This is a genomic window from Afifella sp. YEN Y35 (assembly GCF_047553465.1).
GTDB classification, from domain to species: domain Bacteria; phylum Pseudomonadota; class Alphaproteobacteria; order Rhizobiales; family Afifellaceae; genus Afifella; species Afifella aestuarii.
Genome location: NZ_CP180203.1, coordinates 2531722 through 2552453, shown reverse-complemented (window position 1 = coordinate 2552453; position 20732 = coordinate 2531722). Strand labels below are relative to the sequence as shown.

General features: G+C 64.4%; 22 protein-coding genes. 13 read left to right on the top strand and 9 right to left on the bottom strand.

Features of this window, described 5'->3' with window-relative positions; genetic code table 11:
• Nucleotides 1-147: 147 nt before the first annotated feature.
• On the bottom strand, nucleotides 148-585 hold the full coding sequence (locus ACK8CP_RS12165; protein WP_234629558.1) for a c-type cytochrome: 438 nt from the start codon (nucleotides 583-585) through the stop codon (nucleotides 148-150).
• A gap of 194 nt (nucleotides 586-779) precedes the next feature.
• Here ACK8CP_RS12165 and ACK8CP_RS12160 point away from each other — a divergent pair, with 194 nt between their 5' ends.
• The 5 genes from ACK8CP_RS12160 (at nucleotide 780) to ACK8CP_RS12140 (ending at nucleotide 6347) form a co-directional block, all read left to right on the top strand.
• Nucleotides 780-2273 (top strand): FAD-linked oxidase C-terminal domain-containing protein, encoded by a 1494-nt coding sequence (locus tag ACK8CP_RS12160; protein ID WP_234629557.1) that lies wholly within the window; start codon nucleotides 780-782, stop codon nucleotides 2271-2273.
• Between the two features lie 14 nt (nucleotides 2274-2287).
• A complete protein-coding gene (glcE, locus tag ACK8CP_RS12155; RefSeq protein ID WP_414831961.1) occupies nucleotides 2288-3493 on the top strand; it encodes a glycolate oxidase subunit GlcE in 1206 nt (401 codons plus the stop codon).
• A gap of 3 nt (nucleotides 3494-3496) precedes the next feature.
• Nucleotides 3497-4870: a heterodisulfide reductase-related iron-sulfur binding cluster gene (locus ACK8CP_RS12150; RefSeq protein WP_414831960.1), complete on the top strand. Its 1374-nt coding sequence runs from the start codon at nucleotides 3497-3499 to the stop codon at nucleotides 4868-4870.
• Between the two features lie 22 nt (nucleotides 4871-4892).
• Nucleotides 4893-5420 (top strand): hypothetical protein, encoded by a 528-nt coding sequence (locus ACK8CP_RS12145; RefSeq protein ID WP_414831959.1) that lies wholly within the window; start codon nucleotides 4893-4895, stop codon nucleotides 5418-5420.
• Between the two features lie 129 nt (nucleotides 5421-5549).
• Complete coding sequence (locus tag ACK8CP_RS12140; protein ID WP_414831958.1) at nucleotides 5550-6347, top strand: SDR family NAD(P)-dependent oxidoreductase; 798 nt, start codon at nucleotides 5550-5552, stop codon at nucleotides 6345-6347.
• 7 nt (nucleotides 6348-6354) lie between these two features.
• On the opposite strand, the gene ACK8CP_RS12135 is transcribed toward ACK8CP_RS12140, so the two are convergent.
• Nucleotides 6355-6762: a helix-turn-helix domain-containing protein gene (locus tag ACK8CP_RS12135; RefSeq protein ID WP_128292317.1), complete on the bottom strand. Its 408-nt coding sequence runs from the start codon at nucleotides 6760-6762 to the stop codon at nucleotides 6355-6357.
• A 160-nt stretch (nucleotides 6763-6922) separates the two neighbouring features.
• On the opposite strand from ACK8CP_RS12135, the gene ACK8CP_RS12130 reads away from it, so the two are divergent.
• Nucleotides 6923-7987: an AI-2E family transporter gene (locus ACK8CP_RS12130; protein ID WP_414831957.1), complete on the top strand. Its 1065-nt coding sequence runs from the start codon at nucleotides 6923-6925 to the stop codon at nucleotides 7985-7987.
• Nucleotides 7988-8118: 131 nt separating this feature from the next.
• Here ACK8CP_RS12130 and ACK8CP_RS12125 read toward each other — a convergent pair whose 3' ends face one another.
• From ACK8CP_RS12125 to ACK8CP_RS12115, 3 genes are all read right to left on the bottom strand, one after another.
• The gene (locus ACK8CP_RS12125; RefSeq protein WP_414831956.1) at nucleotides 8119-8748 is read right to left on the bottom strand and encodes a L,D-transpeptidase; all 630 of its coding nucleotides are present in this window, start codon (nucleotides 8746-8748) and stop codon (nucleotides 8119-8121) included.
• 144 nt (nucleotides 8749-8892) lie between these two features.
• Nucleotides 8893-9510: a L,D-transpeptidase gene (locus tag ACK8CP_RS12120; protein WP_234629550.1), complete on the bottom strand. Its 618-nt coding sequence runs from the start codon at nucleotides 9508-9510 to the stop codon at nucleotides 8893-8895.
• Nucleotides 9511-9718: 208 nt separating this feature from the next.
• Nucleotides 9719-10573, bottom strand: a complete 855-nt coding sequence (locus tag ACK8CP_RS12115) for a L,D-transpeptidase family protein (RefSeq protein ID WP_414834252.1) — start codon at nucleotides 10571-10573, stop codon at nucleotides 9719-9721.
• A gap of 400 nt (nucleotides 10574-10973) precedes the next feature.
• On the opposite strand from ACK8CP_RS12115, the gene ACK8CP_RS12110 reads away from it, so the two are divergent.
• The 5 genes from ACK8CP_RS12110 to ACK8CP_RS12090 all read left to right on the top strand — a co-directional run bounded on the left by ACK8CP_RS12110 (nucleotide 10974) and on the right by ACK8CP_RS12090 (nucleotide 15784).
• On the top strand, nucleotides 10974-11639 hold the full coding sequence (locus ACK8CP_RS12110; RefSeq protein WP_414831955.1) for a DNA-3-methyladenine glycosylase I: 666 nt from the start codon (nucleotides 10974-10976) through the stop codon (nucleotides 11637-11639).
• A 155-nt stretch (nucleotides 11640-11794) separates the two neighbouring features.
• On the top strand, nucleotides 11795-13414 hold the full coding sequence (gene hisS, locus ACK8CP_RS12105) for a histidine--tRNA ligase (RefSeq protein WP_414834251.1): 1620 nt from the start codon (nucleotides 11795-11797) through the stop codon (nucleotides 13412-13414).
• A gap of 73 nt (nucleotides 13415-13487) precedes the next feature.
• On the top strand, nucleotides 13488-14603 hold the full coding sequence (locus ACK8CP_RS12100) for an ATP phosphoribosyltransferase regulatory subunit (protein ID WP_414831954.1): 1116 nt from the start codon (nucleotides 13488-13490) through the stop codon (nucleotides 14601-14603).
• A gap of 41 nt (nucleotides 14604-14644) precedes the next feature.
• Nucleotides 14645-15340, top strand: a complete 696-nt coding sequence (hisG, locus tag ACK8CP_RS12095) for an ATP phosphoribosyltransferase (protein WP_414834250.1) — start codon at nucleotides 14645-14647, stop codon at nucleotides 15338-15340.
• 69 nt (nucleotides 15341-15409) lie between these two features.
• Complete coding sequence (locus tag ACK8CP_RS12090; protein ID WP_414831953.1) at nucleotides 15410-15784, top strand: hypothetical protein; 375 nt, start codon at nucleotides 15410-15412, stop codon at nucleotides 15782-15784.
• Between the two features lie 115 nt (nucleotides 15785-15899).
• Here ACK8CP_RS12090 and groL read toward each other — a convergent pair whose 3' ends face one another.
• The gene (groL, locus tag ACK8CP_RS12085; RefSeq protein ID WP_128292325.1) at nucleotides 15900-17546 is read right to left on the bottom strand and encodes a chaperonin GroEL; all 1647 of its coding nucleotides are present in this window, start codon (nucleotides 17544-17546) and stop codon (nucleotides 15900-15902) included.
• A gap of 53 nt (nucleotides 17547-17599) precedes the next feature.
• Nucleotides 17600-17911: a co-chaperone GroES gene (gene groES / locus ACK8CP_RS12080; protein WP_092809112.1), complete on the bottom strand. Its 312-nt coding sequence runs from the start codon at nucleotides 17909-17911 to the stop codon at nucleotides 17600-17602.
• A gap of 307 nt (nucleotides 17912-18218) precedes the next feature.
• On the opposite strand from groES, the gene wrbA reads away from it, so the two are divergent.
• Both wrbA and ACK8CP_RS12070 read left to right on the top strand, forming a co-directional pair.
• Nucleotides 18219-18818, top strand: coding sequence for an NAD(P)H:quinone oxidoreductase (wrbA, locus tag ACK8CP_RS12075; protein WP_414831952.1), 600 nt, complete (start codon nucleotides 18219-18221; stop codon nucleotides 18816-18818).
• Nucleotides 18819-18982: 164 nt separating this feature from the next.
• Nucleotides 18983-19381, top strand: a complete 399-nt coding sequence (locus ACK8CP_RS12070) for a DUF427 domain-containing protein (RefSeq protein ID WP_234629545.1) — start codon at nucleotides 18983-18985, stop codon at nucleotides 19379-19381.
• On the opposite strand, the gene ACK8CP_RS12065 is transcribed toward ACK8CP_RS12070, so the two are convergent.
• Complete coding sequence (locus ACK8CP_RS12065) at nucleotides 19355-20047, bottom strand: SDR family oxidoreductase (RefSeq protein WP_414831951.1); 693 nt, start codon at nucleotides 20045-20047, stop codon at nucleotides 19355-19357. The genes ACK8CP_RS12070 and ACK8CP_RS12065 overlap by 27 nt on opposite strands.
• Before the next feature lie 95 nt (nucleotides 20048-20142).
• Nucleotides 20143-20664, bottom strand: a complete 522-nt coding sequence (locus tag ACK8CP_RS12060; protein WP_414831950.1) for a hypothetical protein — start codon at nucleotides 20662-20664, stop codon at nucleotides 20143-20145.
• Between the last annotated feature and the right edge of the window lie 68 nt (nucleotides 20665-20732).

Below are 20732 nucleotides of genomic sequence, written 5' to 3'. Positions count from 1 at the left end.
GCGCGGGTTGCCGTGTGCCCGCCGCTCAAGCCGCAACAAAAAACGGCCGCTGCACGGAAACCTCCGCGAGCGGCAAACGGACCACACGGAAAACTCCCGCCGCCCTTTCGAGCGGCGGGCCGTCACGAAACAGGCGCTCGCGCCCGATTAGCCGTTGGGCGGCGTGTACGTGCTGGCGTCCGGATCCGGCATGCCGTCCGTATCGAACGTCTTCAGATAGGCAACCACCGCGTCGATGTCTTCGGGCTTCTTGAGGCCGGCGAAGATCATCTTGGTCTTCGGCACATAAGCGCGCGGGTTTTTCAGGTACTCGTGCAGGGACTTTTCGGTCCAGACGAGACCATTCTCGCCGGCGCTCTTCATGGCGTCGGAATAACGGAAGTCAGGCAAAGAGCCAGCGACACGACCGAACAGGTTGTTCTGCTCGGGGCCGACGCGGTTTTTGGCGCCTTCACCGACCGAGTGGCAGGCGTGGCACTGCTTGTAGACCTTCTCACCGGCCGCGACGAGGTCGTCCTGAGCATACGCACTGCCCGCGGCAAGGATGGCAGCAACGCCAAGGGCAGCAGCCGAAATCCTAATCATTGGACACTCCTTGTTATGTCAAAGCTTGACTCATTCCAAGGTAGCGGAATGGAGCACAGGGCTTCGATGCGCACAAGGGGGAGGAATTTCTGGTTTGGCAATGCGACATCGCGCTATGGTTGCTTGAGATGAAACGCTGAACGATAATCGGCGGGCCTCGGAAGAAGGCCAAGACAAAAGAGCAGGGAGGCTCAATGAGTGTGGCGATGCCCGGCCCGAAGGCCGAAATTCTGGCGCGCCGTGAGGAAATCGCGAAGGCGCTTTCGGCCATCGTTCCGGGTGAGGGGGTCATCACGGATCCTGATGGCATGCGGCCGTTTGAGACAGATGGTCTCACCGCCTATCGCCAGCTGCCGATGATCGTCGTCCTGCCGGAGACGGTGGAGCAGGTGCAGCGCGTGCTGCGCTATTGTTACGACAACGAGATCCGCGTCGTGCCCCGCGGCTCGGGCACCTCGCTCTCCGGCGGCGCCCTGCCGCTGGCCGACGGCGTCCTTCTCGTCATGTCGAAGTTCAACAAGGTTCTCGACGTCGATTTCGACAACCGCGCGGCGATCGTGCAGCCGGGCGTCACCAATCTCGCCGTCACCCGGGCCGTGGAACATCGCGGGTTTTATTACGCACCCGACCCGTCCTCGCAGATCGCCTGCTCCATCGGCGGCAATGTCGCGGAAAATTCCGGCGGCGTGCATTGCCTGAAATACGGGCTGACCACGAACAACGTGCTCGGGCTGGAGATGGTGCTGATCACCGGCGAGGTCATTCGGCTCGGAGGCAAGCATCTCGACAGCGAAGGCTACGACTTCCTCGGCCTGATGACGGGCTCGGAAGGTCTTCTCGGTGTCGTCACGGAGGTGACGGTCCGGATTCTGCGCTCGCCGGAAACGGCGCGGGCGCTTCTCCTCGGCTTTCCGACGAACGAGGATGCCGGGCGCTGCGTCGGCGATATCATCGGCGCCGGGATCATTCCGGGCGGCATGGAGATGATGGACAGCCTGGCGATCCAGGCGGCGGAAGATTTCGTCCATGCCGGCTATCCCCTCGACGTCGAGGCGCTCCTGATCGTCGAGCTCGACGGCCCGGGCGAGGAGGTGCACGAGCTGATCGAGCGGGTCGAGGCGATCGCGCGCGACAACAATGCCGCCAATATCCGCGTTTCGCAGTCCGAAGAGGAGCGCGCCAATTTCTGGGCGGGACGCAAGGCGGCCTTTCCCGCCGTCGGCCGTATCTCGCCAGACTATTACTGCATGGACGGCACGATCCCGCGCAAAGCCCTGCCGAAGGTTCTGCACCGCATGAAGGAGATGGAGACGGAGTTCGATCTGCGGGTCGCCAATGTCTTCCATGCCGGCGACGGCAATCTCCATCCGCTCATTCTCTATGATGCCAACGATACCGATCAGCTGGAACGAGCCGAGGCGTTCGGCTCGGCGATCCTGAAGCTCTGCGTGGAGGTGGGCGGCGTTCTGACCGGCGAGCACGGCGTCGGCGTGGAAAAGCGCGACCTCATGGGCGAGATGTTCAGCGAGGACGATCTCGCTCAGCAGGAGCGGGTGAAATGCGCCTTCGATGCCCGTCAGCTCCTCAATCCCGGCAAGGTGTTCCCGGAACTGCACCAATGCGCCGAGCTCAGCCGCATGCATGTGCATAAGGGCCAGCTTCCCTTTCCCGACATTCCCCGCTTCTGAGATTTTCTCGCCCCATGGCCGAAACGCTTCGCCCCGAGACTGCCGAATCCGTGCTCGATGTCGTCCGCTGGGCGGCCGCCGAACAGGTGCCGCTGGAAATCCTGGGACACGGGTCGAAGCGCGGCATCGGCCGCCCGGTTCAGGCGGAATACACGCTCAATCTCTCCGCTTTGTCCGGCGTCACCCTGTACGAGCCGGACGAGCTCGTCTTCTCCGCCAAGGCCGGCACGCCGCTTGCCGAAATCGAAAAGCTCCTGGCGGATGCCAATCAGGAACTCGCCTTCGAGCCGATGGATTACGGCCCGATTTTCGGGTTGGAGCCCGGGACGGGGACGCTGGGCGGTGTGCTCGCGGCCAATCTCGCCGGCCCGCGCCGCATCAAGGCGGGCGCTGCCCGCGACCATATTCTCGGGCTGTCCGCCGTGTCGGGCCGCGGCGAGGCCTTCAAGGCGGGAGGGCGCGTGGTGAAGAACGTGACGGGCTATGATCTTTCCAAGGGGCTCGCCGGCTCCTGGGGGACGCTCGCGGTCGTCACCGATCTCACTTTCAAGGTGCTGCCACGGCCGGAGCGCATCGCCACCGTGCTCGTCCTCGGTCTCTCCGACGACATGGCCTGCGCCGCGATGGCCGAAGCCATGGGCTCTTCGCACGAAGTCTCGGGCGCGGCGCATCTGCCGAAAGGGATGGCGCGGTCCTGTGGTCTTAGCGTCGAAAGCTCCGTCACCGCGCTCAGGCTGGAAGGCTTTCCCTCATCCGTCTCTTATCGCAGCGAGGCGCTCAACGGCATGATGCACGATCGCGGCGCGGTGGAGATCCTCGACGTGCCGCAATCGGAGAGTTTCTGGCGCGCGATCCGCGATTGTCTGCCCTTTGCCGGCCGCACCGATCCGCTCTGGCGCGTCAGCATTGCGCCCCGCGCCGGGGCCGCGCTGATGGCGAGGCTCGCGAACGAGCCTCTCAACTATTTTTTCGATTGGGCCGGCGGGCGCGTCTGGATCGAGGTTGCGAGCGGCGCGGAAGACGCTGCCGAAGGCGCCATCCGGCGGGCGATCAGGGCGGTCGGCGGCGGCCATGCGACGCTCATCCGCGGCTCGGCGGCCTTGCGCACCGGCCTCTCGCCCTTCGAACCGCAGCCGGCCCCGCTCGCCGCCTTGTCGCGGCGGCTGAAAGAGAATTTCGATCCGCAGGGGATATTGAATCCCGGTCGGATGGGGAGCTGACCTTTGCAAACCTCCTTCACCCTTCAGCAGCTTGCCGATCCGCGCATCGAGGAAGCCGATGCCATTCTGCGCAAATGCGTGCATTGCGGCTTCTGCCTCGCCACCTGCCCGACCTATGTCGAACTCGGCAACGAGCTCGATAGTCCGCGCGGGCGCATCTATCTCATCAAGGATATGCTGGAGGCGGAGAAGTCGGCGACGGCGGAGGTCGCGCTCCATATCGATCGTTGTCTCTCCTGCTTTTCCTGCATGACGACCTGTCCGTCCGGGGTCGATTACATGCACCTCCTCGATCAGGGGCGGCGGCATATCGAAGAGACCTATCGCCGGCCCTGGCACGACCGGGCGCTGCGGGCGGTTCTGGCGCATGTCATGCCTTATCCGGCGAGGATGCGGGTAGCTCTCGTCACCGCCCGATACGGCCGGCCTCTGGCGCCGTTGCTCGCCCGCATGGGGCGGCCATTCGACCGGCTTGCCATGATGCTGCGCCTGGCGCCCAAGCGGCTGCCGGCGAAAATCCAGGCATCGGAGACGGGTCACTCTTTTCCGGCTCATGGTGCCAGAAAAGGCCGCGTGGCGCTTTTGACGGGCTGCGCGCAATCGGTGCTCGATCCGGGCATCAACGCCGCCACGATCCGGCTTCTCACCCGCCTTGGCATCGAAGTCGTGCTGCCGAAGGGCGAGGGCTGCTGCGGCGGGCTCGTCCACCATATGGGGCAGGACGAAAAGGCCCTGCCGATGGCGCGCGCCAATATCGACGCCTGGCTGGAAGAGATCGACGGCGAGGGGCTCGATGCCATCCTCGTGACGACCTCGGGCTGCGGCACGACGATCAAGGATTACGCGCATCTCTTGAAGGGGGAGCACGCCTATCGCGAGAAGGCGGAGCGCGTGTCGGCGCTTGCCCTAGACATCAGCGAATATCTCGCTCGTCTCGATCTGCCCGCACCCCGCCGCCGAACCGGCCTCAAGGTCGCCTACCACGCCGCCTGCTCGCTTCAGCATGGCCAGAAGGTGGTGAAGGAGCCGCGCACGCTCCTGGCGGAGGCGGGATTTGAGGTGCTGGGCATCCCCGAAGGTCATCTCTGCTGCGGCTCGGCCGGCACCTACAACATTCTGGAGCCGGAGATCGCGGCGAGGCTGCGCGACCGCAAGACGGCGAATATCGAGAGCGTTGCGCCGGAGGTGGTGGCGACCGGCAATATTGGCTGCATCACGCAGATCGGCTCGGCGATGGAGATTCCGGTCCTCCATACCGTCGAACTCCTCGACTGGGCGCATGGTGGCCCGCCGCCGGAAGCCTTTGCCGGGCACGCGCTGGAACCAACGCGGAGCAAAGCCGCTTCGTCTTCTGAAAGGCCGCTTGCCGTCTCCTGACGGCGGTCGCAAGGAGGGCGCAATGACGTTCCACCGAAAAGCCGCGGGCGCCACGCTTGCTCTCGGTCTCGTGCTCGCTCTGCCGCTTCTGCCGACAGGGGCAGCCCATGGGCAGGGCGCGCCGACGCAGCCGGATGCGAGGGGTCCGGGGCAGGACATACCTGCGCCGACGCGTCCCGAACAAGCCGTTCCGGAGGCTCTGCCTTCGCTTCAGGGCGAGACGAACGATCCCGAGCGGGCGATGAGCCTGCTCATGCGGCTGACCGGCCGCTGGGCGCCGACCGACGAGAGCTGTCGGGCGCAGGACGGCGCCGACGTGCCTTTGCGCATCGAGCGGGGCGGCCTGAAGGATGGAGGCCGCTCCTGCCGGTTCCTCGATCTTAGAAGTCCTTCCGAGGATCGTCTCGACGTGACGGCGGCCTGCGGCGAAGCGGAGGGGGCGGAGAGTTCCGAGGAATTCGGGCTGGAGCTCGATGGGACGGGAGCGCTGACCCTGACGCGTCCCGACGGTGAGACGGCACGCTTTTTCCGCTGTCTCGACGAGGCCTAGCCGCCGCGTCGTCGCGTGTGAGCCCTGCATCCCTCTGCCGGCTGATATGTGCCGCGAAACCAAAGGAAGCCTGGGCCCGTTCCCCGAGTGAATTCCATGAACACTCGGCGGAAGGGAGGAAGCATCCCGATGGATCTTCAAATCTCAGATCGTGTCGCCCTGATCACCGGCGCAAGTGGCGGCATCGGCTTTGAAACGGCGCGGCTCCTGGCGGAGGAGGGCGCAAAGCTCGTTCTTTCCGACCTTCGCATCGACGAGCTCGAAGAAGAGGCGAAGCGCCTGCCGACCGACGCCCTGTGCATGGCAGCCGACGTCACCGACCAGGAGGCCGTGGATGCGGTCGCGGCCGCCGGGCGCGAGCGCTTCGGAAGGATCGATATCGTCGTGCATGCTGAAGGCGTGACGGGGGCCAAGGGTGATCCCCTTGACATGAGCGATGAGGATTACCGGGAGGCCTGGGACGTCGATTTCATGTCGGCGGTGCGCGTGGCGCGGGCGACTTTGCCCGGCATGCGCGAAGTGAAATGGGGGCGCTTCATCTGTGTGACCTCGGAAAACGCCGTGCAGCCCTATTGGGAAGAAGCCACGTACAATGCCGCGAAGGCCGCGCTTTCCGCATTCGTCAAGAACATCTCGTATCGGGAGGCGAAGAACGGCATCCTCTGCAACACCGTCGCGCCCGCCTTCATCGAGACGCCGATGACCGACGGCATGATGAAGCAGCGTGCCGAGAAGCTCGGCGTCTCTTTCGAGGACGCGATCCAGAGCTTCCTCGATGAGGAACGGCCAGGGATTGCCTTGAAACGGCGCGGGCAGGCTTCGGAGGTGGCCGCCGCGATCGCGCTGCTTGCCTCCGAGCGGAGCTCGTTCATCAACGGAGCGAACCTGCGCGTCGACGGCGGTTCGGTGCAATCCGTGCAGACGTGAGGCGGCGCTATTCGCTGCGGCTGGCGCTGTCGTGCAGCCGGCCGAGACGCTCTGCGGCCTCCGACAGGCGGCGCGACAGGAGGAGAGCTTCGCTCGAGAGATGCGCAATCTCCGTGCGCAGCATCGCCGCTTCCTGAGCCATCGGATCCTCGTCGGCAGGCGCCACGCCGCGGCCGATCAGAAGCCACATCGGGCTGACGCCGAGGATGCCGGCGAGCATGTTGAGGCGGTTCGCCCGCGGCTCGGCGCGATCGTTTTCCCACTGCGACAGCGTCGAGGTCTTGACGCCGAGCCGGCGGGCGAGCTGCGCCGTGGAGAGGCCGATGGCGTCACGGGCGCGGACGATGCGGCCGCCGAGCGTGTCGCCGTCATCGGCATCAAAATCGGTCGGGCTGCTTGTCGTGGCGGCTTCCATGCTTAATTCCCCCAGGGACTGGCGCGGTAGAGCATGCCGGGCGGCACACTATTGATCATCTGATCGAACGATCACACGGGGCCTGCGATCGCAACGGGTGCGTAGTCGCGCGGCAGCGCTCGCGTTTTGCCCCGAATTCTCATCGTTTGGAGAAAACATATTGCACGAAGACGGCAAAGAATCCACCGGCCGCATCGTCTCCCGCACCGCGATTTTCCTCGCCGGCGTCGTGGTTCTCTTCGTTTTATGGAAGGCGACGTCGGCTCTTCTTCTGGTTTTCGCCGGTCTCGTGCTGGCCGCCGCTTTGAGCTTTGCCTCCGACGGCCTGCACCGGCTGACGCGGTTGCCGACGCGCCTTGCGAAGATTTTCATCTATCTGGCGGCTTTCGGCGCGATCTTCGCGGTGATCGGCTGGGGCGGAGCGACGCTCGCGGCGCAGGCGAGCGATCTCCTGGCGCGGACCGATACGTTGATGCGCAATTGGGGCGATCAGCTCTCGCAGCTCGGTTTCAGCTTCATCAAGCCGAACGGCGACGTTCAGCTCTCTCAGATGATGCCGAACCTGAAGGCGATGATGGGCGATGTCGGCCGTGTCGTCAGCCTTATGTTCGGCAGCCTCGCCAACGCGGTCATCGTCGTGTTCTTAGGCATTTTTGTATCCTGGTCGCCGAGAACCTATCGCGACGGGTTTTTGCATCTCGTCCCCGTCAAGCGGCGCGAACGGTTTCGTGAGGTGATCGAGGGAGCTGCGGAAAATCTCGGCTGGTGGATGGCTGGCCAGGCGATCAGCATGACGATCATCTTTTCGGCGAGTTGGATCGTGCTCTGGCTGATCGACATGCCCTATGCCTTCCTGCTGGCGTTGCAGGCGGGCCTTCTCGCCTTCATTCCGACGCTCGGTCCCGCGATCGCAGGTGTGGTGATCATCCTGGCGGGCCTGTCGGTGTCGGCGACGATGGCCCTTTGGGGGGTGGGCGCCTACGTGCTCATCCAGGGGCTCGAGAGCAACATCACGCAGCCTCTGGTGCAGCAGCGCACGACCTCGCTGCCACCGGCGCTGACCCTTTCCACGCAGCTCGTCTTTGCCGCCGTTCTGGGCGGGCTCGGGATGGCGCTCGCCGTGCCTCTCCTGGCCGTCGGCATCGTCTTCGTGCGCGAACTCTACATCAAGGACGAGCTCGAAGGCGGAGAACGGCTCGCAGATGATGAGCGGAGTGCGGTTTAGGGGCGATCCTGGCGTCGCCCCTGTCCCGAAGTCTGCCGCTCAGAAAGCGTGGCCCGCGCCGGCATAAAAAAACGCCCCGGTCCGCGGAAAGCGGGCCGGGGCGTTTCGGCGCAGCGTTCGAGGGTAAACGCTTAGCGAACGATAACCTTGGTGCCGACCTTGGCGAGATAGTGCAGCTCGATCACGTCATGGTTCATCATGCGGATGCAGCCGGAGGAAACGTTGTACCCGATGGTCCACGGCTCGTTGGTGCCATGGATGCGGTACATCGTGTCCTTGTTGCCATCGAAGAGATAAAGCGCACGCGCACCGAGCGGGTTGTCCGGGCCGCCGGGCATGCCGCCGGAATATTCGACGAGCCGCGGCTCGCGCTCGATCATCTCCTTGGGAGGTGTCCAGGTCGGCCAGTCGGCCTTGGCGCCGACACGCACCTCGCCGGTCCAGCCGAAGCCTTCGCGCCCGACACCGACGCCGTAGCGGATCGCCTCGCCGTCGGGCAGCGTGTAGTAGAGAAACTTGTTCTGGGAATCGATGATGATCGTGCCCGGCGCTTCCGGTCCGTCATACGCCACAATGTGGCGGCGATACTCGGGCGCCGGCCCACGCTGATGGCTTTGATGCGGCTGAATCGTGACGAGCTGCCGCTGCACGGGATCGAAGTAGCGCAGCGTCTGCGCCTGGGCCGTGACTGGCGTGAGCGTGGCGAGGACCACCGCCAGAGCGGCCGATGAAGCAAGGGGTCGGGCAAGAACGTTGCGCATGAGTGCCTCCGATTTCGCAGGGCGGGGAAGGTGGGGCGCTCCCCGCCGCTGCGTCATTTCGGCACATAAATGCGCGACACATTCGAATCGTTCCATGCGGACGAAAAGTGACGCGAATGCGTCACCTTTGCGTCGATGGACACCTCAAAGGACGATGACTTTCGCCCCCGGCTGCACGCGGTTGTAGAGGTCGATGATGTCGTCGTTGACGAGACGGATGCAGCCTGACGAGACGTTGAGACCGATCGTCCAGGGCTCGTTGGTGCCGTGGATGCGGTAGAGCGTGTCGCGGCCGCCGTCGAAGAGATAAAGCGCGCGGGCGCCGAGCGGATTGCTCGGGCCGCCGGGCATGCCGTCGGCGTATTTCTTCAGGCGCGGCTCCCGCGCGATCATTTCCTGCGGCGGAAACCAGCGCGGCCACTCGCTCTTGCGCGCGACATGCACTTCGCCGTCCCAGCCGAAGCCCTCGCGTCCGACGCCGATGCCGTAGCGCACGGCCCGATTGTGCGACAGGACGTAATAGAGGAAGTGCTTGTTGGTATCGATGATGATCGTGCCGGGCGCCTCCCTCGTGGAGAAGCGCACCGTCTGCCGGTGATACTTGGCCGGCGGCTTGCGGTTCTTCGAGTAGCGCTGATCGACTTCCACGAAGCCGCCGCTCACGGGATCGAAAAATGTGAGCGCCTGGGCGCTGCCGAAAAGTCCCAGCACGAGAATGGCGATGGCCGGCAGGCCCGTGCGGATCAGTCTGCGATGAAACATGCGATCAACCTCTTACTCCTTGCAAATTCTCTAGAAAGCGGTTGACGCGGCGACAAGCCGCGCCTGGCGGCGCAATGCATATGCGCGCGAAGGTGTGGCGCATCTGCCATTGTCACACGCCGCTCTCTGCGTGCTCCGAGACAGGCTCGGAGCACCATGGCAGACAACTCACTTGCGGGATTTGAGACGGGTGGTCGGGTGTGCTCGGTTAAAGCACGACGACTTCGGTGCCGACGCCGACCTGATTGTAGAGCTCGATCACATCCTCGTTGCGCATGCGGATGCAGCCGGAGGAGACGGCATGGCCGATCGTCCAGGGCTGGTTCGACCCGTGGATGCGGTAAAGTGTGGAGCCGAGATAAAGCGCACGGGCGCCGAGCGGATTGTCCGGCCCGCCTTCCATATGGTCGGGAAGCCCCGGCTGGCGCGCTTTCATCTCTTCAGGCGGATACCAGGACGGCCATTCCGCCTTGCGCGTCACCCTGTGGGTGCCGGCCCATTGGAAGCCAGGCCGGCCGACGCCGACGCCATAGCGTTTCGCCTTGCCGCCCGCCTGGACGAGATAGAGGTAGCGATTGTTGGTATCGATGACGATCGTGCCGGGCGCCTGGCTCGTGTCGTAATCGACGATCGTCGGAAGATAGGCGGGGTCGATCAAACGCGCGGCCGGACGGGCCGCAACCTGCGGCGCGGCAGGGGCGACACGCGGTGCATTCACCGGGGTGGCGGGGCGCATCTGACGTGGCGCGGGGCGCGCGACGGCGCGCGGCTCCTGGCGCAGATAGACGGGCGTCGGATAGCCCGCGGTATTGGCGCGCGCCGGCATCTGCCGTTGCGAAGGGGGCGGTGCGATAAAGCGGGCCGGTTGATTGCGCGAACGATAGACCGCACGCGGCTGAGGCTGCGGCGCCTGCGGTCCGGCATAGAGGCGGCGCTGCGGCTGCGCATAGAGCTGGCGCTGCGGCTGCGCGTAATACTGCGCCCGCGGCTGCGGATCGAAGAGAACCTGGAGAAGGCCGCGCTTTTCGACGACGGCCTGAGGGCGGCGGGAATCGGCCAGCATGATCGGACGCGCAGCCGCTCCCTGGGCCGGTCCGGCCGCCAATTGCGACAGCCATTCCTGCTGCAATTCGGCCTTGAGCGGCACGGCCGGTTTGCCGCCCGAACCCGCCATCGTCGCCTGAGGCGTGAGCGCACCAAGGCTCAGCACTGCAAGCGTGAGAAGAACCTGCTTCATCGAAACCCTCGTCACCCAGCGTCGCAGTCAGTTGAGATTGCGGCAGTTTTTAAGAGATACAGACGACGCTAGTGCGGGGCTGACAAATGCGGGTAAACGCCACCCTGAAACCCGAAATCGCAGTGAATTTCGGGTTGCCGAAGAGGCTTAAGGAAGCGTGAATGGCCTGCGGGGCGCCGACACGACGGCGGAGCGATGATGATGGCGAGACGAGGAGCGGCTGCCTGTGAGCGAAAGTGACGAGACCGGCGCAACGAAGGGCCTGGTGCACGAGGATGACGGCCAGAGCCGCTGTTTCTGGTGTGCGGGCGATCCGCTCTACCGCACCTATCACGACCGCGAATGGGGTCGGCCGGTCGAGGACGATATCCGGCTTTTCGAAAAGATCTGTCTGGAAGGCTTTCAGTCCGGCCTCTCGTGGCTGACGATCTTGCGGAAGCGGGAGAATTTCCGCGCCGCCTTCGCCGGGTTCGATTTTCGCGAAGTCGCGCGCTTCGGCGAGCCGGAGGTCGAGCGTCTTGTCAAGGATGCCGGCATCATCCGCCATCGCGGCAAGATCGTCTCCACGATCAACAATGCCAAACGGGCGATCGAGATCGTGGAAGAGACGGGCTCTCTCGCGGCGTTCTTCTGGAGTTTCGAACCTCATGAGCACGCAAGGCCCGAACGCCTCGACCATGCAACGCTCGTGAAACTCGCCCACACGGAGGAATCGGCCGCCCTCTCCAAAACGCTGAAGAAGCGCGGCTGGTCGTTTGTCGGGCCGACGACCGTCTATGCCTTCATGCAGGCGATGGGCCTCGTCAACGACCACATCGAAGGCTGTTTCTGCCGCGACGAGGTGGAAGAGGCGCGCAGGGCTTTCACGCGGCCACTTCCGAAAGGGGCGTAGGACATCCAAGTGAAAGGGGCGCCGTCTTCCCATTTAGCCGAAAAGCCTAGGCGCCCCGTGTCGAGCCGACGCTGCCCGCCCGGTTGCCGCTCCATCCTGCTTCGGCTAGGAGAAGCCCGGCTCTGATGCCGAAAACCCAAGCGAAACGATCTGAAATGGCCTCCAAGGACAAGAAGAACAGGCTCCCCGCGCGCCTGCCGCGCGGCTTTGTCGACCGCGAGGCCGGCGATATCCGCGCGACCGAAGAGATGCTCGCCGCGATCAAGCGCGTCTATGAGCGTTACGGCTTCGAGCCGGTCGAGACACCCTTCTTTGAATACACCGAAGCGCTCGGCAAATTCCTGCCCGACCAGGACCGCCCGAACGAAGGTGTCTTCTCGCTGCAGGATGACGACGAGGCCTGGCTGTCGCTGCGCTACGACCTGACGGCGCCCTTGGCGCGCTACGTGGCGGAGAATTACGAGCGGCTTCCCAAGCCCTATCGCAGCTATCGCGCCGGCTGGGTGTTCCGCAACGAAAAGCCGGGGCCGGGCCGGTTCCGGCAGTTCATGCAGTTCGACGCCGATACGGTCGGCGCGCCCTCCGTCGCGGCGGATGCGGAAATCTGCATGATGGCCGCCGATGTGATGGAGGCGCTCGGCGTTGCGCGCGGCGACTACGTGATCAAGGTCAACAACCGCAAGGTTCTCGACGGCGTCATGGAGGCGATCGGCCTCGGCGGCGAGGAGAATGCCGGAAGGCGCCTGACCGTGTTGCGGGCGATCGACAAGCTCGACCGTCTCGGCCTCGATGGCGTGCGCGAGCTGCTCGGCGAAGGCCGCGAGGACGAGAGCGGCGATTTTACGAAAGGCGCGGGGCTTTCGGCTTCCCAAATCGAACGGCTTGAGAAACTCTACGCGCCTCAGCAGGAGCGCTCGAATGGCTTCTTCATGTCGATGCCCGTCGATGAAGTGCTAGATTCTGATCTTCAGATCCATTCAGAAAGCCCTTTGCCTCTCGTTGTTGGAAATCCCCGTTTTATCAAAGAGTACATTAAGCTCTTTTCTGACAGCGATCTCGCCCGCGAGGGCTTTGAAGAGCTTTTGCAGCTGAGCGAGCTGGTTCGGTCGGCAGGATACGGAACACAGAAGATACGGCTTGATGTATCAATCGTCCGAGGCCTGGAATATTACACCGGGCCGGTCTTCGAGGCGCAGCTCACCTTCGAGGTGCCGAACGAAAAGGGCGAAAAGGTCGTCTTCGGCTCCGTCGGCGGTGGCGGGCGCTATGACGGACTCGTCGGCCGCTTCCGCGGCGAGGACGTGCCCTCGACCGGCTTTTCGATCGGCGTGTCGCGCCTTGCCGCGGCCCTGAAAAATCTCGGCAAGCTCGGCTCCGAGGACGAGACCGGACCGGTCGTCGTCACGGTCATGGATAAGTCGCGTCTCGCCGATTATCAGGCGATCACCGCGGAGCTTCGCGCCGGCCTCAACGCCGACCTCGGCCCTGCCGAGCGCCCGGTTCCGGTCGAGATGTATCTCGGCGGCTCCGGCATGAAGGCGCAGCTCAAATACGCCGATCGCCGCAACGCGCCCTGCGCCATCATCGCCGGTTCCGACGAATTCGACAGCGGTCGCCTGCAGGTGAAGGACCTTCTGGAAGGCAAGCGTCAGGCCGCCGCGATCGCAAGCCATGACGAATACAAGGAAGAGCGGCCGGGCCAGTTCGACGTGGTGCGCACCAACCTCGTCGAAGAGGTGAAGGCGCTCCTGAAGCGGCAGTGCGGCGAGGCCTGAGATGCGGGTGACGCCGGCAGGGAAAGGCGCGGGGAGTGTCAGCCGATGAGCCTTTCCTTATGAGTGTCTCCCTATGAGCTTGCGGCCGCTTTTCGAAGGGGCGGGCGGGCGCCTGCTCGACCTGCCGGTGCTGCATGCCGCCGATCCGTTTCTGGAGACGGCGGGCGAGGACATTCGCCGGCGCATGTTCGTGACGGAAGGGCCGAGCGGCGAGCGCCTCGCGCTGCGTCCGGATTTTACGATCCCCGTCTGCCTGCATCATCTGCGCTCCGGCGTTGAGGCGGGGCGATACTTCTATGAAGGCGTCGTCTTCCGCCGCCACGACCGCGGTTCGGCGGAACGCGCCGAGACCGGGTTCGAGGTGATCGGCGAGGCGGAGCGCGCCAATGTCGATGCCGAGCTCCTGGCGCTTGCCGTCGAAGGGGTCAGGCGCACGGGCCTTGCCGGGATGCGCCTCAGGATTGGCGATATCGGCCTCTTCACGGCACTTCTCGCCGCCCTCGAATTGCCGCAGGCCTGGCGCCAGCGTTTCCGCCGCGCCTTCGGGGCCGACCGTCGCATCGAAGGGCTGATTGCGCGTTTCGAAGAGACAGCTTCGGCGAGTGCGCCTTCAAGGCTCGAACCGGATCTGGAGAAGGCTGTCGGCGATCAGGACCAGGAGGCATTGACGACGCTTCTTGCCGAGCGCTTCGAAGCGCAGGGCTATCAGGCCTATGCGAGCCGGGCGCCGGAAGAGATCGCCGCGCGCTTTCTGGAACAGCGCGCCCTCTACGAGACCGAGATCCCGCCAGAAAAAGTGGCGGTCCTGAAGGCGTTCTTGGCGATCGAGGCCACGCCGCAGGACTTGCCCGGGCGTCTCGCCGAATTCGGTCGGCGTTTCGGCATCGATCTTAAAGAGCCGGGCGCACGTCTCGAACGGCGCATGCAAAAGCTCGAGCGCCGCAGCTCGGGCCTCGAAGTCGTCTTCGAAGCAGGCTTCGGCCGCTCGCTCGATTATTACACCGGCCTCGTCTTCGAGATCCGCGATGCCGCGACGGGACGCACGGCCGCCGGCGGCGGGCGCTACGACCGGCTTCTGGAAATGCTCGGCGCCGACCGGCCGATCCCGGCCGCCGGATTCACCATCGATCTCGGCGAGGCGAGAACCTTCGCTGGCGCGCTCGGCAGTGGGCTCGGAGGTGTGTCGTGAGCGAGACCATCACTCTGGCGATCCCCTCCAAGGGCCGGCTGATGGAGGAGACGGAGCGGCGTCTGGCGGCGGCCGGCTATAAGGTCGCGCGCATCGGCGGGGCACGGCGTTACCGTGGCGAGGTCGAAGGCTGCCCGGAAATCGAGATCGCCTTTTTGTCCGCATCCGAGATTTCGCGCGAGCTCGGCCTCGGCCGGGTCCATGTCGGCGTCACCGGGCTCGATCTCATTCAGGAGACGGTGCCGGCCTGGCAGGAGAAGATCGGCCGCATCCTGCCGCTCGGCTTCGGCCATGCCGATGTCGTCATCGCTGTGCCGGAATTGTGGATCGACGTCGCCACGATGGAAGATCTCGACGATGTGGCGGCGGGCTTTCTGCAGCGCCACGGAAGGCGCCTGCGCATCGCCACCAAATACTGGAACCTGACGCAGCGCTTCCTGGAAAGCCACGGCATTGCGCTCTACCGGATCGTGGAAAGTCTCGGCGCCACCGAAGGCGCGCCCGCCGGCGGCATGGCGGATGTCATCGTCGACATCACCTCGACCGGATCGACCTTGAAGGCGAACCACCTGAAGATCTTGGACGACGGCGTCATCCTGCGCTCGGAGGCGTGCCTCGTCATGTCGCGCCGCGCTCCCTGGTCGGATACGACGCGCCGTGTGGCCGAGAAACTGGTCGATGCCGTTGCGCAAGAGCTTGACCGCAATCCTGCCGCCGAGGCCGCCGGAAGCCGGTAACCCTTTGGGAACGCATCTTCTTTAGGGTTCGTCCGGTTTCACTCTCGAAGACCGGGCGGGCCCGCGATCATGGCTGCCAAGGCCGAAGACGCCGACGACCGGCGCACACGCGCCGTCGCGCTGCAAGGCAAGGTGATGGGCGCGATCGCCATCGCCTGTTCCCTCGGTCTGATATTCGGCCTCTACGTCCTGTTCAAATCCGACGCCGTGGAAACGTTTCGCAAGATCGATGCGGCGACTGCGAGCTTTCCAGGGGCGTTCGAGAGGCCCCGGCCGAATGGCGACCTGCCCGTCTCCGCGCCTCGCGCAGTCGTCGCCGGGCCTCTCCGCTCGGGTGATGCGGAGGAGCGGCGGATCGCGCCAGAGGTCGCGCCGCGCGAGCGGATGCCGGAGCCGGCGGGCGATCCGCTGGCCTCGGAGGTGAGCCTGCGGCCAGGGCTTTGAGCCAAGGCTTTTGGCGGCCGGGCGTCCGCGGCAAGGCGCGAAACGAACGCTTCATGGCAGGCAAAAAGAAAGGGCGGCCGAAGCCGCCCTTTCCGAAAAGCGAGGGTCGTGGACCTTAGAAGTCCATGCCGCCCATGCCGCCCATACCGCCGCCCGGCATGGCCGGAGCAGCGCCTTCCTTCTTCGGAAGCTCGGCGATCATGGCCTCGGTGGTGACCAGAAGGCCGCCGATCGACGCCGCGTCCTGGAGAGCGGTGCGAACGACCTTGGTCGGGTCGATGATGCCGGCCTGGACGAGGTTCTTGTACTCTTCCATCTGGGCATCGAAGCCCCAATCGGCCTCACCCTTGTCGAGAATGCGGCCAACGACCACGGAAGCATCGACACCGGCGTTCGAGGCGATCTGGCGGATCGGAGCCTCAAGCGCCTTGAGGATGATCTTGATGCCGGCCTGGACGTCCGGATTGTCGGAGCTGAGGCCGGTGACGGCCTGCTTGGCGTGCAGGAGAGCGACGCCGCCGCCCGGAACGATGCCTTCTTCAACCGCCGCACGGGTGGCGTTGAGGGCGTCGTCGACGCGGTCCTTCTTCTCCTTCACCTCGGTCTCGGTCGCACCGCCGACGCGGATGACCGCAACACCGCCGGCGAGCTTCGCCAGGCGTTCCTGCAGCTTCTCACGGTCGTAATCGGAGGTGGTCTCCTCGACCTGCGCCTTGATCTGGGAAACGCGAGCTTCGATGTCGGCCTTGTCGCCAGCACCGTCGACGATCGTGGTCTCTTCCTTCGTGATCGTCACCTTCTTGGCGGTGCCGAGCTCGTTGAGGGTGATGTTCTCGAGCTTGATGCCGAGATCTTCAGAGATGACCGTGCCGCCCGTGAGCGTCGCGATGTCCTGCAGCATGGCCTTGCGGCGATCGCCGAAGCCAGGCGCCTTGACGGCCGCGACCTTGAGGCCGCCGCGCAGCTTGTTGACGACGAGCGTGGCAAGAGCCTCGCCTTCGACGTCTTCAGCGATGATCAGGAGCGGACGGGAAGACTGAACCACGGCCTCGAGGACCGGCAGCATTGCCTGCAGGTTCGAGAGCTTCTTCTCGTGCAGGAGGATGTACGGATCCTCAAGCTCGGTGACCATCTTCTCGGGGTTGGTGATGAAGTACGGCGAGAGATAGCCGCGGTCGAACTGCATGCCTTCGACGACTTCGAGCTCGGTCTCGAGGCTCTTCGCCTCTTCGACCGTAATGACGCCCTCGTTGCCGACCTTCTGCATCGCCTCGGCGATCATCTGGCCGACTTCCTTGTCGCCATTGGCCGAGATCGTGCCGACCTGAGCGACTTCCGCAGACGTGTCGATCGTCTTGGAACGGCTCTCGAGATCCTTGATGACCGCGGCGACGGCCATGTCGATGCCGCGCTTCAGGTCCATCGGGTTCATGCCGGCGGCAACCGACTTGGCGCCTTCCTTGACGATGGACTGGGCGAGAACGGTCGCGGTCGTGGTGCCGTCACCGGCGATGTCGTTCGTCTTCGAAGCGACTTCGCGCACCATCTGCGCGCCCATGTTCTCGAACTTGTCATCAAGCTCGATTTCCTTGGCGACGGTAACGCCGTCCTTGGTGATGCGCGGAGCGCCGAACGACTTCTCGATCACCACATTGCGGCCCTTCGGGCCGAGCGTTACGCGCACGGCGTTGGCGAGAATATCGACGCCACGCAGCATTTTCTCACGCGCATCGGCGGAGAATTTCACGTCCTTGGCTGCCATATTGCGAACCTCTGTTTGTTGAATTGCGGGAAATTAGAAAGCGCGATCGGCGATTAGGCCGCCTGCGCCACACTCTCGCTGTCGATGACGCCCATAATGTCGGACTCCTTCATGATGAGGAGATCTTCGCCATCGATTTTGACTTCCGTGCCGGACCACTTACCGAACAGGATCCGGTCGCCGACCTTCACGTCGAGGGCCTGCACCTGGCCGTTATCGTCACGCGCGCCAGGGCCGACGGCGATGACTTCGCCTTCCTGCGGCTTTTCCTTGGCGGTGTCCGGAATGATGATGCCACCCTTGGTCTTTTCTTCAGACTCAAGCCGGCGGACCACAACACGGTCATGCAGAGGGCGGAACTTCATGTTTCTTCCTCGCGTCCTTTATGCGGGCGCGCTGCGCCCAATGAGGGGATTTGCTGGTGTTAGCACTCTCTAGGTGTGAGTGCTAAGCGAGCGGGAGATAGGTGCTGGCCTCGGGCTTGTCAACTGGCGAGAACGCATCGAAGTGCGAAAGCCTTTTGCCTCAAATCCGGCGCACATCCGGTGCGGATGCGAGGCCAGATATCGTTCGACGCAGAGGCGCTATGCGGGCCAGAAATCGTGTCTGGCGAAAGGAGCGTCGCCCCCTAGTTAGGGGCCTACCGTGCAATTGCCAAACGGAGATTGAGATATGGCGAAGATTCTCGTGCTTTATTATTCGAGCTGGGGCCACGTGATGCAGATGGCCGAGGCGGTTGCCGAGGGCGCCACGAGCGCCGGCGCCAACGTGACCGTCAAGCGTGTGCCGGAGCTCGTGCCGCAGGAGATCGCGGAAAAGTCCGGTTATCTTCTGGATCAGCCGTATCCGATCGCCGAACCCGGCGAGCTTGCCGACTACGATGCGGTCATCGTCGGCACGCCGACCCGTTTTGGCGTCATGTGCTCGCAGATGAAAAATTTCTGGGACCAGACCGGAGGGCTGTGGGCCTCGGGCGCGCTCGTCGGCAAGGTCGGCGCCGTCTTCACCTCCACGGGCACCCAGCATGGCGGCCAGGAGACGACCATCACCTCCACGCAGGTGATGCTGCTGCATCAGGGCTTCGTCATCGTCGGCCTGCCTTATTCGTTCCAGGGCCTGACGAAAATGGACGAGATCACCGGCGGTTCGCCCTATGGCGCCTCGACCTTGTCCGATGCGGACGGCTCGCGCCAGCCGAGCGCCAACGAGCTCGACGGCGCCCGCTTCCAGGGCCGTCACGTGGCTGAGATCGCAGCCAAGCTTTTCGCCTGACGCACGGGCCCGCCTGTGCGGGCCGGATCTTCGTGCCCAAGATGTCTGGCAGGCGGTGACGCGTCACCGCCTGCCAAGTTTTTATGCAAGCGCCAAAATTCGCTAAGATTCTACTTGAATTTGCATGGTTGAACGGATTACGAGCCCGGCTCGGGGGAATGCCGATGCCGCACAAAGAGCATCCGATCAGCTTCAGCGTCTATTCTGGCCTCGTGAGGGTTCGCCTCGGTGATCTCCTGCTCGCGCGCTCGTCTCGTGCAGTCGTCGTGTCCGAGAGAGACCGCGCGGACGTCATCTATATTCCGCGCCACAACGTCCGCATGGCGCATATGCAGCGTTCGGACAAACTCACGACTTGCCCGCATAAGGGCGCCGCGAGCTATTATTCGCTCATGACGGACAAAACGTTCGTGTCGGATATCGCCTGGTCTTACGAGAATCCCTATCCCGCCATCTCGCGCATTGCGCATTATCTCGCTTTCGATCCCACGAAAGTCGACATCGAGCTGAGTGAATCCCCGGCGGGAGAGGCGGATTCAGAAGCTCTCAAGCCAGGGCCGTAGCTCCACCTCGAAGCTCCAGGCGGAGCGCTCCTGATCGAGAACGCCGAGATAGGAGCGGGCGATCGCATCCGGATCGAGCAGCGCTTGCGGCTTGTCGTCGGCTTCGCTGCGCCCCGGCGTGCGGATGGCACCGTCGATGATGAAATGCGCCACATGAATGTTCTGCGGCTGCAATTCGCGGGCGATCGACTGCGCAAGGCCTCGGAGGGCGAATTTGCCCATGGCGAAGGGCGCCGATCGGGCAAAACCTTTGACGCTCGCCGACGCGCCGGTGAAGAAAATGGCGCCGCCGCCGGCCTCGATCATCCGCTTCGCCGCCTGCTGCGCGACGAGGAAACCGCCGTAGGCCGTGACTTTCAGGGACGTTTCCACGTCGTGAGGTTTGAGTTCGACGAGCGGTCCCTTGCTGCGATAGCTCGGATTGAAGAGCACGAAATCGGGTGCCGCGAGATCCCGCTCCACTGCCTCAAAGAGGTCGGCCACCTGGTCTTCTTCGGCGACGTCGCAGCGATAGGCGCGCCCGCCGAGTTCGCTTGCGAGCGCCTGGTTGGCTTCCATCGTGCGCGAAGCGAGGGCGATCCTGGTGCCGCGTTCGGCAAGACGGCGCGCGACCGCCGCCGACAATCCCGGCCCTGCACCGACGATGAGCGCTGTTTTCGGTGTCATTGCGGGGTCTCCTGGTCGGTTTCGATGATTTCGAGCGGGATCGAGAACCCCGCCGTCTTGGCGTTCTTCGTGTCGTGAAACGTGAACTCGGCCCGTTAGTTGCCGGCCTGCAGCGCAGGGACGGGGCAGGACAGAACGACGTTGAACTCCCGCTTCGGCGCCGTCACGGTCGTCTTGACCGAAAACACCTTCGAGCCTTCGGCGATCACCTGTCCCGTCAGATTGCTGATCGTGAGATCGACATCCATCGCCACGAGATACGCGCCGTCCTGCGGCACGTAGCTGAAGGCGACGGGTTCGGCATAGACGCGCATCGTCTCGCCGGGGCGGTAGCGATCGTCGGGACGGGGAACATAATCGCCGAAACCTTCGGCAGAGCTCACCGCAAGCGCCTTGCGGAAGGCGAGCGGGCCCTCGCGCCAGACGATGTCTGACGCCTCTCCGAGCAGATCGAGCGCCGCGATGGTCTCGCCCTTTTCAAGCGCTGCGGTGGCTTTCTCGCCGAGAGTGGTGAGGCGCGGATCCTGCGCCAGCGCCGCATTCTGGGCCGCTCCCACAAAGACGGCTGCGGCCAGCAGCATCAAGCCCGCACTGTGACGGAGCTCTCTCCAAGACATGACGCCCCCCCTTTCTCTGCGAGGCTGAGATTCGCAGAGGGGCTCTGGCGGGGCAAGGGAGGGGAGTG

Coding starts and splice junctions, on each gene's coding strand:
- ACK8CP_RS12165 (WP_234629558.1), bottom strand. CDS start 585: ATGATTAGGATTTCGGCTGCTGCCCTTGGCGTTGCTGCCATCCTTGCC.
- ACK8CP_RS12160 (WP_234629557.1), top strand. CDS start 780: ATGAGTGTGGCGATGCCCGGCCCGAAGGCCGAAATTCTGGCGCGCCGT.
- glcE (WP_414831961.1), top strand. CDS start 2,288: ATGGCCGAAACGCTTCGCCCCGAGACTGCCGAATCCGTGCTCGATGTC.
- ACK8CP_RS12145 (WP_414831959.1), top strand. CDS start 4,893: ATGACGTTCCACCGAAAAGCCGCGGGCGCCACGCTTGCTCTCGGTCTC.
- ACK8CP_RS12140 (WP_414831958.1), top strand. CDS start 5,550: ATGGATCTTCAAATCTCAGATCGTGTCGCCCTGATCACCGGCGCAAGT.
- ACK8CP_RS12135 (WP_128292317.1), bottom strand. CDS start 6,762: ATGGAAGCCGCCACGACAAGCAGCCCGACCGATTTTGATGCCGATGAC.
- ACK8CP_RS12125 (WP_414831956.1), bottom strand. CDS start 8,748: ATGCGCAACGTTCTTGCCCGACCCCTTGCTTCATCGGCCGCTCTGGCG.
- ACK8CP_RS12120 (WP_234629550.1), bottom strand. CDS start 9,510: ATGTTTCATCGCAGACTGATCCGCACGGGCCTGCCGGCCATCGCCATT.
- ACK8CP_RS12115 (WP_414834252.1), bottom strand. CDS start 10,573: ATGCTGGCCGATTCCCGCCGCCCTCAGGCCGTCGTCGAAAAGCGCGGC.
- hisS (WP_414834251.1), top strand. CDS start 11,795: ATGGCCTCCAAGGACAAGAAGAACAGGCTCCCCGCGCGCCTGCCGCGC.
- ACK8CP_RS12100 (WP_414831954.1), top strand. CDS start 13,488: ATGAGCTTGCGGCCGCTTTTCGAAGGGGCGGGCGGGCGCCTGCTCGAC.
- hisG (WP_414834250.1), top strand. CDS start 14,645: ATGGAGGAGACGGAGCGGCGTCTGGCGGCGGCCGGCTATAAGGTCGCG.
- ACK8CP_RS12090 (WP_414831953.1), top strand. CDS start 15,410: ATGGCTGCCAAGGCCGAAGACGCCGACGACCGGCGCACACGCGCCGTC.
- groL (WP_128292325.1), bottom strand. CDS start 17,546: ATGGCAGCCAAGGACGTGAAATTCTCCGCCGATGCGCGTGAGAAAATG.
- groES (WP_092809112.1), bottom strand. CDS start 17,911: ATGAAGTTCCGCCCTCTGCATGACCGTGTTGTGGTCCGCCGGCTTGAG.
- wrbA (WP_414831952.1), top strand. CDS start 18,219: ATGGCGAAGATTCTCGTGCTTTATTATTCGAGCTGGGGCCACGTGATG.
- ACK8CP_RS12070 (WP_234629545.1), top strand. CDS start 18,983: ATGCCGCACAAAGAGCATCCGATCAGCTTCAGCGTCTATTCTGGCCTC.
- ACK8CP_RS12065 (WP_414831951.1), bottom strand. CDS start 20,047: ATGACACCGAAAACAGCGCTCATCGTCGGTGCAGGGCCGGGATTGTCG.
- ACK8CP_RS12060 (WP_414831950.1), bottom strand. CDS start 20,664: ATGTCTTGGAGAGAGCTCCGTCACAGTGCGGGCTTGATGCTGCTGGCC.